10 protein-coding genes are annotated in these 16,944 nt (G+C 39.5%); 1 reads left to right on the forward strand and 9 read right to left on the reverse strand.

Translation table 11 applies throughout. From position 1 onward, the window contains the following. Positions 1-28: 28 nt before the first annotated feature. From DW205_RS11880 to DW205_RS11905, 6 genes are all read right to left on the reverse strand, one after another. The gene (locus DW205_RS11880; protein ID WP_005867001.1) at positions 29-601 is read right to left on the reverse strand and encodes an RNA polymerase sigma factor; all 573 of its coding nucleotides are present in this window, start codon (positions 599-601) and stop codon (positions 29-31) included. A 145-nt stretch (positions 602-746) separates the two neighbouring features. Next, positions 747-2,258 carry a Gfo/Idh/MocA family oxidoreductase gene (locus DW205_RS11885; protein WP_005866994.1) on the reverse strand — a complete coding sequence of 504 codons (1,512 nt, stop codon included), beginning with the start codon at positions 2,256-2,258 and terminating at the stop codon, positions 747-749. A gap of 13 nt (positions 2,259-2,271) precedes the next feature. Next, positions 2,272-2,943, reverse strand: a complete 672-nt coding sequence (locus DW205_RS11890; protein ID WP_005861401.1) for a DUF1080 domain-containing protein — start codon at positions 2,941-2,943, stop codon at positions 2,272-2,274. Between the two features lie 16 nt (positions 2,944-2,959). After that, positions 2,960-4,648 carry a RagB/SusD family nutrient uptake outer membrane protein gene (locus tag DW205_RS11895; RefSeq protein WP_005866993.1) on the reverse strand — a complete coding sequence of 563 codons (1,689 nt, stop codon included), beginning with the start codon at positions 4,646-4,648 and terminating at the stop codon, positions 2,960-2,962. A 17-nt stretch (positions 4,649-4,665) separates the two neighbouring features. Then, complete coding sequence (locus tag DW205_RS11900) at positions 4,666-7,926, reverse strand: SusC/RagA family TonB-linked outer membrane protein (RefSeq protein ID WP_005866992.1); 3,261 nt, start codon at positions 7,924-7,926, stop codon at positions 4,666-4,668. Positions 7,927-8,110: 184 nt separating this feature from the next. Beyond that, positions 8,111-9,169 carry a FecR family protein gene (locus DW205_RS11905; RefSeq protein WP_121963095.1) on the reverse strand — a complete coding sequence of 353 codons (1,059 nt, stop codon included), beginning with the start codon at positions 9,167-9,169 and terminating at the stop codon, positions 8,111-8,113. A gap of 324 nt (positions 9,170-9,493) precedes the next feature. Between DW205_RS11905 and DW205_RS11910 the strand changes: the two genes are divergently transcribed. Next, positions 9,494-10,048: an RNA polymerase sigma-70 factor gene (locus DW205_RS11910; RefSeq protein ID WP_008778443.1), complete on the forward strand. Its 555-nt coding sequence runs from the start codon at positions 9,494-9,496 to the stop codon at positions 10,046-10,048. 96 nt (positions 10,049-10,144) lie between these two features. On the opposite strand, the gene DW205_RS11915 is transcribed toward DW205_RS11910, so the two are convergent. Genes DW205_RS11915 through DW205_RS11925 form a run of 3 tightly spaced genes read right to left on the reverse strand, consistent with a single transcriptional unit; the run spans position 10,145 to position 16,939 of the window. Beyond that, entirely contained in the window at positions 10,145-13,897 is a 3,753-nt protein-coding gene (locus DW205_RS11915) for a glycoside hydrolase family 2 TIM barrel-domain containing protein (RefSeq protein ID WP_005866989.1), read from the reverse strand. Between the two features lie 3 nt (positions 13,898-13,900). Continuing rightward, positions 13,901-15,370, reverse strand: a complete 1,470-nt coding sequence (locus DW205_RS11920; RefSeq protein WP_005866988.1) for a glycoside hydrolase family 30 beta sandwich domain-containing protein — start codon at positions 15,368-15,370, stop codon at positions 13,901-13,903. Positions 15,371-15,397: 27 nt separating this feature from the next. Then, positions 15,398-16,939: a RagB/SusD family nutrient uptake outer membrane protein gene (locus DW205_RS11925; protein ID WP_005866987.1), complete on the reverse strand. Its 1,542-nt coding sequence runs from the start codon at positions 16,937-16,939 to the stop codon at positions 15,398-15,400. Between the last annotated feature and the right edge of the window lie 5 nt (positions 16,940-16,944).

Consider the following 16,944-nt stretch of genomic DNA (forward strand, 5'->3'; position numbering starts at 1 on the left):
ACATAAGAATATTATTTTTCAATTTTATTTATCCGATAAAGAAAAGAGAGAACAACAAAGCATACTTACCGAGCTCCTTTCTTAAAACACGTAAGGCTTGCGATAACTGGTTACGCACAGATTGTTCTGAAATTAAGGCTTTAGCCGCTATTTCTGTTATAGTTATACCTTGTTCCTTATTTAACTCAAACAGTTCTCGTTGGCGAGGTGTCAACTTTTGTTTCGCTATTTCCAGTCTATGGTTAAATTCCTCAAAAGATAATTTACGTTCAATCGCTGTTTCCTCTCCATCTCCAGACTCATTCAGTACAACATCTTCCAAAAAAAGCGGACTATTTGCCTGCCTACGAAACTCATTCAATAATTGGTTCTTGGCCATCGTAAATAGGAAAGCACTGAAAGACATATCTAAATCAATTTGTTCTCTCCGCACCCACACTTTGATAAATGTCTCTTGTACAATATCTTTTGCAAGAGCATCAGAATGAGTCAAGTGCAATGCGAACGCATATAGACGTGAAGCGTATGATTCATACAGTTTCGTAAAGTCTCTGTATGAACCGCTTCGTAATCGTTCTAGGTATATCCGTTCTACATCCATCTCCTCTAGCACATATTGACCGAACAAATATAAAATAAAAAAATAAGAAGAGGTTATTTCCTCTTGAAAAGAAATAACCTCTATCTACTACAGATACTCTTTAACTAAATGACATCCAACAGAAGTTCACGACCTTTCTATGTTCTCAGAATGGCATACTGGGTAAACTAAACCCATTATTATAAGTATGCTTAATCCACTCATTCGCAACATCAAGAGCATTAAAGTCCGCAAAACGACGATCAAAACGAGGATCACCATCAACAACTTTAAAATCATCAACTGTTACAATCTTAATTGTGTCAGTAGGAGATATATTGGTAAATTTCATATTCTCTCCATCCCATAACAATTCTCTATGTAGCCCATGAAGACCAGAAAGACGTACCGCAAGAACTCCCATTACTACCATTTCATTAAAAGGTCCGGAGAATTGGAAATTTGAAGATGATTCTACTCGGTTTTCTGGAGATTCTTTACAAGCACGAATCCAATCTTGCTCATGGGCATTCGTAGACCAAATATTGCCATTACCTCCTTTAACTCTTGGTATTGAAGGCTTAGGCTGGTTAAAATGTTCCATATCAGATACGGGCAATAAAGTTGGATTCATTCCATAACAGCCAGTCATGATTTTCCCTTTTGTCCCAATAAAAATAATACCACCATTTTCATCTCCCATCATTTGTCCATCTTTTAATTCCTCCGGACGAGGAGGCATTAAACCTCCATCATACCAATATACCTTAACCTCTGGCATTTTTGTGTTTCCTTTTGGGGGACGAGCCGGGAACGTATAAGTTACAATTTGTGCATGAGGTGGCGAATATAAATTACTCAAGGTTGAACTACCTATCACACTTATCGGATACTTCAAATCAAGTGCCCAATAAAGTGGGTCCATAATATGGCAAGCCATATCTCCTAAAGCACCCGTTCCAAAGTCCCACCATCCCCGCCAATTCCAAGGTGTATAAACTGGATTATATGGTCTTTTTTGCGCCGGTCCAATAAACAAATCCCAATCAAGAGTCTTCGGGCATTTCGGATTATCGCTAGGTTGCATCAATCCTTGAGGCCAAATTGGACGATCTGTCCAACAATGAACTTCATATACTTCCCCAATAACACCGGATTGAATCCACTCTGTTATTTGACGACACCAATCAAAAGAATTTCCTTGATTACCCATTTGTGTCGCTACTTTATATTTTTTAGCGAGTTTTGCTAGTAAACGAGATTCATAAACAGAATGGGTTAAAGGTTTTTGAGTATAACAATGCTTCCCTAATGTAATAGCATGAGCAGTAACTCCCGCATGTGTATGGTCTGGAGTAGCAACCAATATCGCATCAATTGATTTTCCGAACTCATCGAACATAACACGCCAATCTTTAAATTTTTTTGCTTTTGGATAATCATTGAAAGTCTTCTCTGCATATCTCCAATCTACATCACATAAAGCCACAATATTCTCTGTACTCATATTCCGTAAATTACCACGGCCCATTCCCCCGACACCAACTCCAGCAATATTCAATTTATCACTTGGTGAAGTAAACCCATGCGTTTTACCTAAAACAGAATTTGGTACGATCGTTAAACCTGCAGCTAAAGCTCCTGTCTTCAAAAAATCTCTTCTTGATATATGTCTCATAATAATGATGATTTTAAAGTTGTTTCAGTTGAATATTCCTAAACCAAATATTAGATTCTCCATGTTTCCCTTGCAAACCAATATAACCTTTTGTTGGCATATTCGCATACGGGATTGGTAGCCATTCCGGAATCTCTGTTCCATCTGGATTTGTTGTTCCAGAAGTCCAATCTGCTAAATTAGCCGAAACAATATGTTTCCCATTCAATTCGATATCTATCTGCTGACCTTTAGCAGTGACAATCATGCGGTTCCATTCTCCCGGTTTCTTCACGACCAATTGTTCATTTGCTCCTTTATGTCCATAAATAGAACCACAACGCCAATATTCTGGATATGATTGCCATTCAGGATGATGATCATCCGCTATTTGAATCTCAATGGAAGATGGGATCCAATTACCCTTATCCGTACAATAAATCACAACCCCACTATTTGTATTCACATCTGTCTTGAATTCTAAATCCAAGATAAAATTTTCATACTGCACCTTCGTCCAAATAGATTGATCGGCAGTGGCAGTAAGTATGCCATTTTTAAAGGTCCAAACCGAACTATCATAATCAGCATTTGATAAATCTTTGTCAAATAATGGTCTATAATCAGTTTCGACCCTACACGATATTAATAACAAAAGTATAATCAATACGGTAAATACTCTTTTTACATTTATAAACTGTTTCATATATCGATTCTATTTATTAAAAGCCAGCTGTTGTTTGTTTTAACAAAGGATTCGCATTCAAAGCACGATAAGGGATCGGAAATACGTCTTGATTCGTCGCATCCGGAGTTTTATCCCACCACGCACCTTCACTAAAACGATTCCATCGTATTAAATCAATACGACGATGACGCTCTCCTATGAACTCACGACCTAATTCATCGACAAATTCATCATCGGTTAATTTCGAGATATTAGATTCGTAACTAAATTTAGACCAATCTTCCGCTTTATAATAACGTTTCCTAACCGCATCCAGCAACCGAGCAGCCCCTATCTTATCCCCTGATCTATATTTACATTCAGCTAACGAATAATAAATCTCTGCCAATCTGATCTCTGGAATAGAGTTCATTTGGAACAAATCTTTCGATTGAGGTAACCAAGGGAATTTTATCAAACGATATCCCGTATTCTCTTCTCCGTAAATTACATGAGAGCCTTTGGCTAAACCAGTCTCTCCCTCCGAAAAGCGTCCAACTTGATCCACATAAACTAGAGGTTTACCATTATATTCTTCCGTACCAGTTATTACTTCATCTGTAAATCCATACCCTTTTTCATAATCAAATTTATATTGAGTTCCCATCAAGAAAAAGCCCTCATAATCTCCATCATTTGAAATAACTCTAAAAGCTTTCTTTCGGATATCTTCATCCGGGAATTTTTCAAACGGCATACCTAATTTATCTTGGTACAAATTTCCATATAAGTCCCGAGACGGTGCTAAATTACCTCCATTCCAACCTTGCCAGTCATTATCCAAGGAATAACGATCTTGATAGTGCATCCACATATTATATAGCCAAGATGCCTCAAAATAATTTTTCTTAATCGCAAATTCCATAATATTCTCTTTAGATCTATAACCGTTTATCCCCGAGCGGAACGGGCCTCTATAATCAGGGTCAATACTATATTCTCCATATTTTCCATCTAATATAGCCTGAGCCATTTGCTCACATTCCTCATATTTTGAGATACCTATCCATTTTTCCGCATTCAAGTATAAACGGACAAGTATAGAAGCTACTCCTGCTTGATCAAACCTAGATACCCCCCTATTTTTAGGTAAGTCCGGTAATATAGCTAAAAGCTCTGACTCCATAAAGTTAAATACTTCTAGGGGTGTAGATTGAGCCTTCACTTCTTCTATATCTGTAACAATTGGTACATGCCTAAAGAAATCTATTAAAAACATATAATTCCAAACCCGAAGAGCTCTTAATTCGGCTATATATTCATTTTTCGTTTCTTCCGTCAATTTAAACGTAGAGAAATCTAGATTTTCAAAATCAGACAATGTATTATTACATAATGCTATACCTTGAAAAGGAGCAGCCCAACCATTATATACGAAATTCTCCTCCACAGTCCATTTATGCTCATGCAAACGAACATACTCCCCACCATTATAACCATGTTTTCCTCTTGTCGGAATCATTAACTGGTCGGCAGTAACTTCCTGTAAAAAGTATCGAGCATCAGACCAACCCGTACTAAAAGCCTTAGCATAGTTATTCACTAACGCCGCATAAATATTATTGCTATTTTGATAATAGTTATCCGTTGTAATCTCACTAAAAATCTCTTCATCTAAATCTGTACAAGAAAATGAGATTAATCCCATTACGAAAAGAACTATTATATATTTAAACTTCTTCATAATAAATGAAATTAAGATTAATATGAAATTTGAATTCCAAATGTGAATGATCTGGCAATAGGATACACATTTAGACCGCTAATACCTGGTTCTAGACCATTTATATCCACAGATGTCGGGTCCATTACTGAATATTTCGTAATAGTAAACGCATTTTTAACTGTCGCATATACCCGTAAATTGCTAATCCACTTTGTATCTAATTTTGGAGTCCATCCTAAAGTTATGTTATCCAACCTAAAATAATCTCCATCCTCCAAAAAATAATCACACATCACTTTTCCTGACTTAATATGCCCATTCTTTCCATAAGCATCTTCTAATAAATTCATACCCGGTTCAGCAACTAATCCATAATACATTTGATACATATTCAATATTTGATAGTCAAAGCGCCCTTGGAAATATAGACTTAAATCAAATCCTTTATATCGAAATGTATTCCCCCAAGACAAAGAATATCTAGGTGTTCCATGGCCAATATAATCTTTGTCTGTATCACTAGCTTCACCATTAGCGAGTATTTTTTCTCCTCCAATTTTAGCGTCTTTCCAAACCAACATATTGCCATTATCATCAACTCCCGCATATCTTAAGCCATAAAAAGAACCAATTTCCACTCCGTCTTGTAAGCGTTGGGCATAGCCGGGATTTCCGGGAGCTGGCAGTAAATATCGATCCATATATCCTTTCTGATATGTACCATTCGAGAATTTATCCAGTTTAGATTTCGTAAAAGAAGCAACTAGATTAGTCGAATAACTAAAATCTTTCATGTTTACAACATCCCAATTTAAAGTCAGTTCCAAACCTTTTGAACTAGTAGAAGCTACATTTGTAAATATCTGATCAAACATAAAAGGGGGTAGTGGAGCGTCATAATTAGAAATTACTTCTTTACCTTGTTTTACATAGGCATCCAAACTACCTGATAACTTATTCTTTAAAAGAGAAAAATCCACACCCAAGTTATAAGATATCTGCTTTTCCCAATGTAAATCAGGATTAGGATTATTCGTAGGTCCCCACGCTTGGGTCCATTGTCCATTATCGTCTAGCCAATACCCACCTTGCTCATAACGAGCCAACGCTGAATACTTTGGGAAACCAGAGCGCCCTGTAACTCCATATGAAAAACGGAGTTTTAAATCATTGATGGCCTCTATATTTTTAATAGCAGGCAAACTTGACATTCGCCATGCCGCAGAGGCTGCAGGGAACCATCCCCATTTATGATTTGCCCCAAATTTACTATTTCCTTCATATCTAACAGAAGCCGTCAAATAGTAAGTATCATCATAGTTATAAATCAATCGCGCAGGAAAACCTATTGTCTTTTCTTTTTCTTTCAACGAAGATACCCCTAAACGACCTGCTGCCATATTCCAATCTCCAGCTTCCAGATTGTTATAGGACATCGCATCCGAAGGAAAATTTGCATTCTCTGAAGAAAAACTACGATGATTAAACTCTTGATACGAATATCCAGCCATTAATTTAATTGTATGCTTGTCAATTGTCGTAAAATAATTACCGATCCATTCCAATGTATAATCCGTATAATTTTCTTCCTGCAGAGTTCCTCGTCCGGAACGCATATTATCTATAGATTCCTTATGATTTGAATTAACATATATACGTTTAAAATACTCTTGACTCTGTCTAGCTAGAGATAATTCAGTATTTAGCGTCGGTAAAATATTTAGTTTCACTTTAAAATCAGCAAGGGAAAACTGTCTATCACCTCCATCCTCCTTATCTTTCAACCATCCTACAGGATTATAGGTATCAAACCCATACAGAGTACTATATTTAGAAGGATCTTTTTCATCCATCAATGGATGAGTCGGATTCAATTTTACCGCTTGCTGAAATACGCCATAATCCACATATTCCTCATTGATAACTCGTGTGGACAAGTTTCCTTGAATCTCTAGCAGACCTTCTAATGTCTTTGCGGTGAATCCCATTCTAACTCCATACTCTTTTCTAGAAGACGCTATATCCAAGCCATCTTTCTTCTTATAATTGGCTGAAGCTCTAAAGGTCAAATTTTCACCTCCTCCTGAAACAGCTAAATAATGACTTTGACCCAGATTACTCTTATTCAACAATTTGTCATACCAATCCACCCGATGACCAAAATCTACATCTCTTTCATGCGCAAGAAACTCATCCACAGAAAGTACTTCTGGTTGATTAGCTACCATATCATGATCGATATAGCCATCATAAGATATAGAAACTTTTCCAGCCTTTCCTTTTTTTGTTTGCACCAAAATAACTCCATTCGCTGCACGTGAACCATAAATCGCTGCAGCCGAACCATCTTTCAATATTGTAATTGATTCAATATCTTGGTTAGCGACACTTCTTAAATCTGCACCCGGCATTCCGTCTATAATAACCAATGGCGAATTCCCTGCCTCTATGGAAGAAGCACCTCGCATCTGGATATTAGGAGAAGAGTTAGGATCTGCCGCCGCCGCATTCGAGACATTAACGCCTGATACTTTTCCATCGATCATTGACAGCGGACTTGTAAATGCTCCTTGTAAAAAGTCTTTACTAGAAACAGCGGTTACAGCAGAAGTCAACTCTTTTTTGTCAACTGAGCCATAACCAACAACGACTACCTCATCTAATTTTTGTGTATCCTCTTTCATAATGACCTGAAGTACATTTTTATTTTTCACGGCTTCTTCATGAAGAGAAAATCCAATATAAGAAATCTGGAGTACCGCATCGGAAGACACTACAATAGAGAAATGACCATTCAAATCAGACATAGTTCCATTTGCTTTACCCTTCTCTACAATATTTGCACCAATAATAGGCTCCCCCATCTCATCAACAACAGTACCTGTTACTGTCTTTTCATCTTGATCAGACTTACTGCCTTTTACTGATAGAATCACATCTTTTCCTACTATTTTATATCGTATATTCGAATTCTCAAATATATGATCTAATGTAGTGAACACATCTTTATCCTTTATATCAACAGATATTACTTGATTGATATCAACTAATTTACTATTATAAAAGAAGTGGAAATCAGTTTGACTTTCAATCAGTTCCAAAACTTCTTTTATAGATTGATCTGTCGCTTTAAAAGAAAGTGAGGTGCTTTGAGCATTTGTTGTCATAGCAAATGACATACTAATTGATAAACATACAAGAAATAAGGTCAACTTCATAATTCTTGATATTTTAGATACCAACCTGACAAACGCTGATTTATCTCCATCAAGTTGGAAATATAAATTATTCATCATATTTTTGTAATTGATTTAAGATTAAAAAATAAATTTCTTAGTCGGTTTAAAGACCTTCTATCAAATTGTTTCATATGGGAAGATGCTGGTAACATTTTCCCGTATGTTTTTTAGATAGACCAAGTCTACTTTCTTGTTCTTTTATTCCATAGGCCCATATTATTTAATTGTTATACATTTTTCTTTATTTTCCTTTCCAAAGTATAACTCGAGTACGGTTAGTACCTTTGCTGTCATCTGTCTTCATATCTTCTATACGATAATCAATATTTGAAGATATTCTCAAATAGTCTAGTGTCTGAGATAGCAACCTATTATCTAAAATACCGGTTAAACAATAGCTTTTAATCTCCGCATCCTGAATCACAAATTCAACATTATAGTAATATGACAATTTTTTCAAAGCCTCAGGTAAAGGCGTATCCTTGAACATCAGTATGCCATCCATCCATGCGGTTTCATACATCGTGTTTATTTTCATCACAGAAATTTCTTCTTTATCCAAGTTGCAAATCGCTTTTTCGGATGGTAGTAACGTCCTATGACTCACATTCCCTGATTTATTCTTCACCTCGAGATTTACGGAGCCCGTCACTAAAGTAGTCGAAATTATATTCTCATCCCCATAAGCTTGTATATTAAACTCCGTGCCTAAAACTCTAACCCTATGCTGATCTCCTGAAGTACTGACAATAAAAGGTTGTTTTTCGTTGTGAGTGACTCTAAAATAGGCTTCTCCTGATAAATATACTTTTCTTTCTTTTTGGTCATAAGACATCGGATAGGATAAAACACTACCCGAATTTAGATAAACAACAGTACCATCCGGTAAATTAAAGCGTGTACGGACTCCCGCATTTGCCTGAAGTGTTATAATTTGAGGATCTCCAAATTCAGAATCAGCCTTTCTATGGGAAAATAAGGTTGATAGTCCAATGATAGCAATTATACAAGCCGCAGCGACAGAGAACCTCTTCAGCCAATATGAACGAGTCCGTTTTGCTAATCGTTGTTCCAGCTTTTCGTAGGCAATCAATGGATTTCGGCTAGCGATCCGTTCCATCGCATTGTTCGCATAATATATACGGGCGGTCTGTAATAAGATCCTCTTATTATTTTCATCCGCTTCCAGCCAAGCTTCAATATAAGATTTTTCCTCATTAGAAGCTGTGTCCTTTATATACCGTAAAAGCATCATACCTTCCGGCTCTTGGAAATTAATATGTCTATTTTCAGTTTTCATTCTTATCTGTTTCTATAACTAAGACAATCCTGAAAGAACACACCCTTAATTAAAAAGCAATTTTTTTTCAACTTTCTCATTTTTAGCCCAAGGTGACCGCATCAATTTTTTTTACGGAAGACCGTTAGACTTTTACTACTTACTTTCCCATAGGATATATACTTCATCAGTAAAGTAAGTAGTACTTCATCGGTAAAGTAAGTATATCTTGTGATAAGGATGTCCTAAAAGTGATATTTCGATGTGGTTACCCTGATTTTAACCTTGAATATCCAAGATAAAATATATCTTTGCTTACAGAAAAGAAAGGATGAAGAAGGTGCTATGGATGATTCTACTTTAATTGAACAAATACAATTAGGAAGTAAAAACGCTTTTAAACAGATGTTTATCAAATTTTATTCGCCACTATGCGAATATGCTTCCCAATATGTTTCTGATGAGGATGCCGAAGAACTTATTCAGGAGCTAATGTTATTTATATGGGAAAACCGAAATTCCTTATTTGTAGAGATATCCCTAAAATCCTATCTTTTTATGGCTGTTAAGCATCGTTGCCTCAATGCGATCAAAAGGCAATTGTATCATGAGCGAGTACATAGCCTGATTTATGATAAGATTAAAGATCAATTTGAGAATCCTGATACCTATTTCGTAAACGAGCTTACAGAGAATATCACGAAAGCGATCGAAGAATTGCCTGAGAATTACCGGGAGACATTTAAACTTAGCCGATTCGGAGAGCAATCTAATCCCCAAATCGCAGAGGCCTTGGGGGTTTCTATCAAAACCGTGGAATACCGGATTACACAATCCTTGAAAATATTGCGGGTTAAATTGAAGGACTATTTACCTTTTATCATGTTCTTATTCGCATAAAAATAGAGAAAGAAATGCGCAATGTAGCATATCACAAGAGTACTCACGCAAGCGTTCGTGGGTAGTCATGTACGCTTGCATGAGTAGTCATGAATGTTAATGCGACTGCTTACGTAAATCAATAGGTTTTATCCTTATCTCACGTTCATAAGCTCCGGGGTACACTTTATAACTATCAAAAACCGCACGAGCCGTACATCCGACCCCGGTCGTCGCATAATCCAGATTGAACGTTATTCCATCTTGTTTCTGGAGCTGATAGGTATACATCGCTTTTGTCAGGTTATCCGTGGAATAAGGATACGCATTAAAATTGAAAAACTTATTCATTGAGAACTCTAACCCAAGCCCCTGTTCATCGGTCATGCGTACCCAACGGTTATCCGTACGGAGTCCGTAATCTTGCGGGATTAAGTAAGGTTCATACATATCATCCACCGTAGACCGGTAAATACCGATTTTATAGCCCGTCTTACGATCCGGATAATTCTCTTGAGGGCCACGCCCGTACCATTCTACTTGATTCAGACGTTCATCCAATGTGAGTGTCATACCAACACGAGGCAACCAGAGAGGAAGTTTTCCTTGCGGTAGTAAAGTATGCTGCAGAACAATTTGCCCATCACCCGCAATCATATAGGTATACATATTTTCAAAACCATTACTTTGAGCTCCCCAGATATACAAATCTTTTTTCTCCACGGCGCTATTGCCTGTCAAGCAAATTTCCCTAACACGGATCAAAGCTTTCCCTTCTATCAACTGAGCGTCCACAGAGATTGGATAATGATTGAGTTTATCAATCCCTGTTGAATAATATTCCGCTGCGATTTGCTGGCCATATCCCTCTTTCCAACTATAAGAACGAGCATTTCGGGAATTCCATTGGTCCTGCTCATTTGCCAATGGAGCCCTCCAAACATTCATCTTTAAAGGTTCTTTCAGCATTTCACTATTCTTATAGATCATGGAGATCAATGTCCCTTGCTTTTTATCAAAAACATATTTAAAATCCGTTCCGGAAATCAAGATTTGCCCCTTTTCTTGTTCTAATGATACCGGGGAAATGGATACCGTTTCAACCTCCTTCTCTCTATGCCAAGGAAGTTCCAATTGGTCCCAAGCTACCTCAAAGCCAGCCGGAGCCCAGCATTCCTTATTCCTTAATGTCGAACTGAACGTAATCCGATATTCTGCACCTGCTTGAATAACAGGTTTCTTAAATGGTATTTGAACTTTCGCCTTCGATAACGGGGCTACTCGCAAATCCAATTCACCTTCATCCAATACCGTACCATCCGCTTCCAAGAACCATTTCGTACGATAATAAGAACTATTCAAGAAATGACTTCTATTCCAAACCTCTATCCAACCATTTCCGGCATCAAGCCATGAGATTGAAATAGGTTGAACAGACTTCTTCATCTGCCACATCTCCGGTTGAACAGTACGATCCGGCCAGATACTCCCATAAGTACGGGCACCTATACCATAACTAAAGAATGATCCTAAGGTCGTTTCAGTCTCAAAGTCAAGCCATAAGGCAGCTTGTTCGGAAGAACAAGACTGATCTGGCGTAAAAGCGGTCGTAAAAATACCGACATTGTCCATCTGTGCGTCACAGATATAAACATCCGTTTCTTGGCCATGGATCTCCGCATTTCTACCGATATTCACGGGGAAAGGAAAATTCTTGATCGTACCGGATACCGCCTGTTCACCCACCTTTTTTTGATCGATATAAACCGCCATCGCCTTGCCATCATATACACCCGATAATTGATGCCAATTATTCTCCCAATCCACCGGCAATTTCACACGTAAGATATGACGTTTATCCGTATATAAATAAAAATCCAGTGAATCTTCCCCCTGTTGCTGCAATCCAAACTGATAACTACCTTTTGTGATAAAAGATCCGCAGCTACTTATCAGTTTCCGAGGATAAACATCACAAGTTAAGGTTAACTGGTCACCCGTAATTTCCACATTCGACTGCCTATAGACCTCTACCCATTGATCGTGTCCGTTCAAATCCAGTACATTTCCCTTACTCTCTTTCACTAAACGGGCATTACCCATAATATAAGCGGGAGTTTGATAAGGGGATTTATCATTCAATAGACGGACTGGCTCCGTCAAACCCGGACTGACGAAATCCCAAATAGCCCCTCCCATCGTACGGGGATGCGCATAAATCACCCGCCAGTAATCGTCCAAACCGCCACCTCCATTTCCGGCGACAGACAAATATTCATCCATAAAGGACGGACGGATATCCGAGCTATCCGGACAAATACCTACTTGCATCTCTAATTCGATCGGAGTCGGGTAACGAGGACCTATAATCTCTTCCGCCGGATGAGCGAAAGCATTACCGCCATACATCCAATAACGTGTGTAATCATATTTCCGGCCTTCCTTGACAACCTCACCAATATTAAATCCCTCGCCGCTCTCATTTCCGGCACTCCAGAATAAGATACTCGGATGATTACGATCACGAAGAACCATCTGCCGAACTCTCTCCTTATACATCTCCGTAAACTCCGGCTTTTTTGAGACAAACTCGGTAGCATGAGCCTCTACACCCGCCTCATCTATAACGAAGAGCCCATACTCATCCGCCAGTTCCAGATATTTATTCACCGGTGGATAATGAGACGTTCGGACCGCATTGAAATTAAATTGCTTCAATATCTCAAAATCTTTTCGGATAATATCCTCGGTCATCGCATGGCCCATCTCCGGATGCTGCATATGGGAATTCTGGGCATTCACTTTTAAGAGTACTCCGTTTAAATAAAAAGCCTCTCCTCTAATTTCAGTCTCCTTAAAACCCATACGGGTTTCTATCGCATCGTGCTCCGCACCATCCATGGTTAGCAAGCTCATTTTTAGCGTATATAAATACGGAGTCTCAGAGGTCCATTTCTTTGGATTTTTTATCAACCGTGATAAATCCAACCTCTTCTTACCGATCGATTCGATCTTAAACGGATCGCTATTTAATTCCGTAACCAATTCCTTCCGGTCATCCCATAATTGAACTTTCAATCGGTAATCTATCGAAACCTCTTCCGTGTACTTTTTAATGTCTACCTGCAGCTTCAAGTCCGCATCTGTATAAGTATCATCCAGATCAGTCACGACATACCAATCAAAAAGACGGACAGAGGGCGTCGCATAAAGCCAGACATCATCGAAGATGCCAGCTAAGCGCCAATAATCCTGTCCTTCCAGATAATAACCATCCGAATACTTCAAGACATGTATCGCTACAGTATTCTTTCCCGGCTTCAGATATTTCGTGATATTATATTCCGCAGGTTCTTGTGCTCCCTCATTATAGCCGATTGCCTGTCCGTTCACCCAAACAAACGAAGCGGACGCCACCTTTTCCAAACGAAGAAATACTTGATCGTTTTCCCACGATGCCGGAAGCGTAAAAGTCTTCCGATAAGCCCCAGTCGGATTATATTCCTTCGGTACAAACGGGGGATTCGCTTTAAAAGGCGCATGCACATTACGAAACAACTTATCGCCATATCCCTGCATCTCCCAATTAGAAGGAACCGGGATCAAAGACCATGCCTTATCATTAAAGTTCTCCTTATAAAAATCAGAAGGGATACCTTCCGGCGTATCACTAAAGAAGAATTTCCAATCCCCGTTTAGGGAAATATGCTTCTCGGGTATATGATACGCCCGTCCCTCCTCTTGATTCCATCCAAAGACCGATGTGTTTTCTATATAATCAGATAGATGGTCCAAGTATTTTTTTTGTTGGGCTGATAAAAAGCAGGATGCTGCCAGAAGGCAACATCCTACGATAACGGATTTTCTCATACGCTACTTAATTAAAAGTGTATTCACTGAATTGGCTTTTAATACAGGTGAATATATTGAATTGTTAACCTTAAAACTTACCGGTTTATCCGTTGTTCCAGAGTTTCCCGCCACAATAACAACGCTATTATCCCGATTCACGAAAGCCAATACATCTTTATACGCACCATCCGTCACTAATCTTTTCGCACCCGGTTGTACATAATGACTTACATGTTTCATTATATAGTATTCCGGGGTATACGAGAAAGTCTTACCGTCTTCACTTACCACCACCAAGGAATTCTGAGCCCATCCCCAACGGCTGATACCTCCTTGCTTTAAGGATGTATTCCAATAAGTATAGACAGACACGCCATGACTCAAATAATGTTTCATCAAATCCCAAGAATGAACAGCACCATTCCAGTCATTCTTACCATTTCCACATTCTTGCTCCGTTTGTAGGAACTTCAAGTGCGGATATTTACGAGCGGCTATCGGCAGGGCATCTTTTCCAGCCCACTGGAATCCGATGGCTTTCACATAACGCTTGCAATCCGGATCTTGCATAATGGAATCAATCATCGCCTCACGGGGACGCTCCACCGTTCCATACATCATCTCTACCCCTTTCTCTGCCATAGCTGGGCCAAGATATTTCCCCATAAAGGTAGCCAATCCACCCAAAGTCCAGCAACAGCTTGGGTAGGGCTGGTCAGAGTTAAACTCGTTCTGAGGCATCACTCCAAATATATCAATACCCTCCTGCCGGTAGGCATCTATGAACTTCGAGAAATAAAGCGCATAAGCCTTGAAATAGGCATCTTTCTGAATGAAAGCGTCCGCACCCTCAAATGCTTGGCGGTCCTCGGGCAGCTCGTTATCAACTACCCTGAACATAAAGGTTTCTTCTCCCGTCTGTCTTTTCTTCAGCCGCTTAGCTAATGCGGTCGTTGATCGGGAAGCGTAGTGCTTATTCCACTTCATCCACGAGGGAGGACACCAAGGTGAGGCCCAAATCTTGATGTTCGGATTGTAACGCTGGGCACCTTGAATAAATGGGATCAAGGTAGCCCGGTCGTGATCGATCGAGAAATTCTTCATTTCAAAGTCTCCTTCTGTCTCATTATACGAATACCAGTCTATGGCGAAATCATTCGCCGCTACCGGCATCCGGCAAATCGTAAAATTCGCACCTACACCCGGGGCGAACATCTCTTTTAAGATACTCTCACGTACGGTTTCATCTAGCAGAGAGAGAGAAGTCCATCCCAACTCATTGAAACAAGTACCAAACCCATCAATCGTTTGAGCGGTCTTTGTTACGTCTACAACCACATCCGGCTCTGAAGTTTCAGATACCGCTACCACTTCGGGTTGTGTAACCCATGGGGACTCAAATGTCGTACTTACCCACTCCGCTTGAGGAGCCGTCTTGCATGAACAGCAGATACAGCTAAACGCTAGTATTAATAAAAAATGTGTTTTCATAGATATTTATTTAAATTCATTCCTTAATTACCAACCTGCATTCTGTTTCAAATTCGGATTCACATTAATTTCCGTATCCGGGAATGGTAATAACCAATTACGTTCCTTAAAACCCGCATCCGGGAAATCGAAATAGGTTCCATCACCTCTAGGGATCTTCTTACCTTGATCAGCCAGCACTTTATCCGCATCTCCCCAACGGATCAAATCTTGATAACGTACAAACTCAAACGCAAGTTCCAAACGTCTCTCTAGCTTAATGTCCTCAAATAACTTATCGCCTCTGGAGGTCAAATCCGGCATTTGCGCCCTAGCACGAACTTGATTGATGTAACTTAAAGCCTTTGTGTCATCCGGGCTCGACTTACGATTATAAGCCTCCGCTGCCATCAAAAGGACATCCGCATAACGAGTAATACGGTAGTTCATCCCGCTAATGGTATGATACTCCTCGCCCGGGGTCTCATCGACAAAAGCGCCATGCTTGATACGTACATACCCTTCCGTTCCATAGGGTAAATTACCTTCCGAATCACGGAAAGAGCCTCCGAATTCCGAAATCAAATCTTGCTCACTGATTACAGTACCTTTCCTGCGCACTACATCACCCGCCGCAACAAAAGCGTCATATAATTCAGCTCTCGGGCCGCACCAGCCCCAACCGGTTTCCGTGATACCGCTCGTCCCTGCTGTAAACCATGGCGTACGAGGACCACAATAGGCCACAACCGTATTTCCTTCCGTTATCGTTGACAACTCATCCGCATAAGACACCTCAAAAATAGATTCCTTCCCAAACTCGGTAGATTTACGGGTTAACATCGAAAAGTCTGGATTCAAGGCATATTCATTGCTATTGATCACCTCATCGAACACAACTGCGGCCTCATCATATTTTTTCTGATAAAGATACGCTTTTCCTAACCAAGATTGAGCGGTACCCTTGGAAATATTTCCTTTTTTCGCCGCCGATAACTGACTTTTTAAAGGTAAATCGGGGATAGCCTCCTGTAAATCCTTCTCAATTTGTCCCCAAAGCTCTTCTAGCGTAGAATTGGGCTGCGCATAATTATCCGGATCAAGAGGTTCCGTTACCAAAGGAGCTGTTCCCCAAAGAGTCACTAACTCAAAATAAGCATAGGCACGGAAAGTCTTGGCCTCCGCGATCGCCATCTTTTTCACTTCCGATTCCGGAGCCACTTTGTTAATCAATAAGTTCGCAGTATAGATGATCTGGTAATATTTCGTGAACATCGCACGAAGTATCGTATTACTCGATCCGAACCGAAACTCGTCCAATTCCTCACCTTGGTTATTATCTCCACGACCGCCACCACCGGCCATGGCGTCATCCGAAAGAAGATTCTTGAACTGGAACGTATTCAAATCACTGCTTTGCATCTTATTGTAAATAGCATATAAAGCCTCTGTAACCTCTGCGTCCGTCTTATAAAAAGACTCCTGCGTCGTTACCCCTCTTTGTTCCGTATCCAGAAAATCCGAGCAACTAGCCGTACACAACGTAAATGCCAACGATAATATTCCGTATTTAATGATTCCTGTATTCATAATCC

It is taken from the genome of Parabacteroides sp. AM17-47, assembly GCF_003434625.1.
Classification (GTDB): Bacteria; Bacteroidota; Bacteroidia; order Bacteroidales; family Tannerellaceae; genus Parabacteroides; species Parabacteroides distasonis.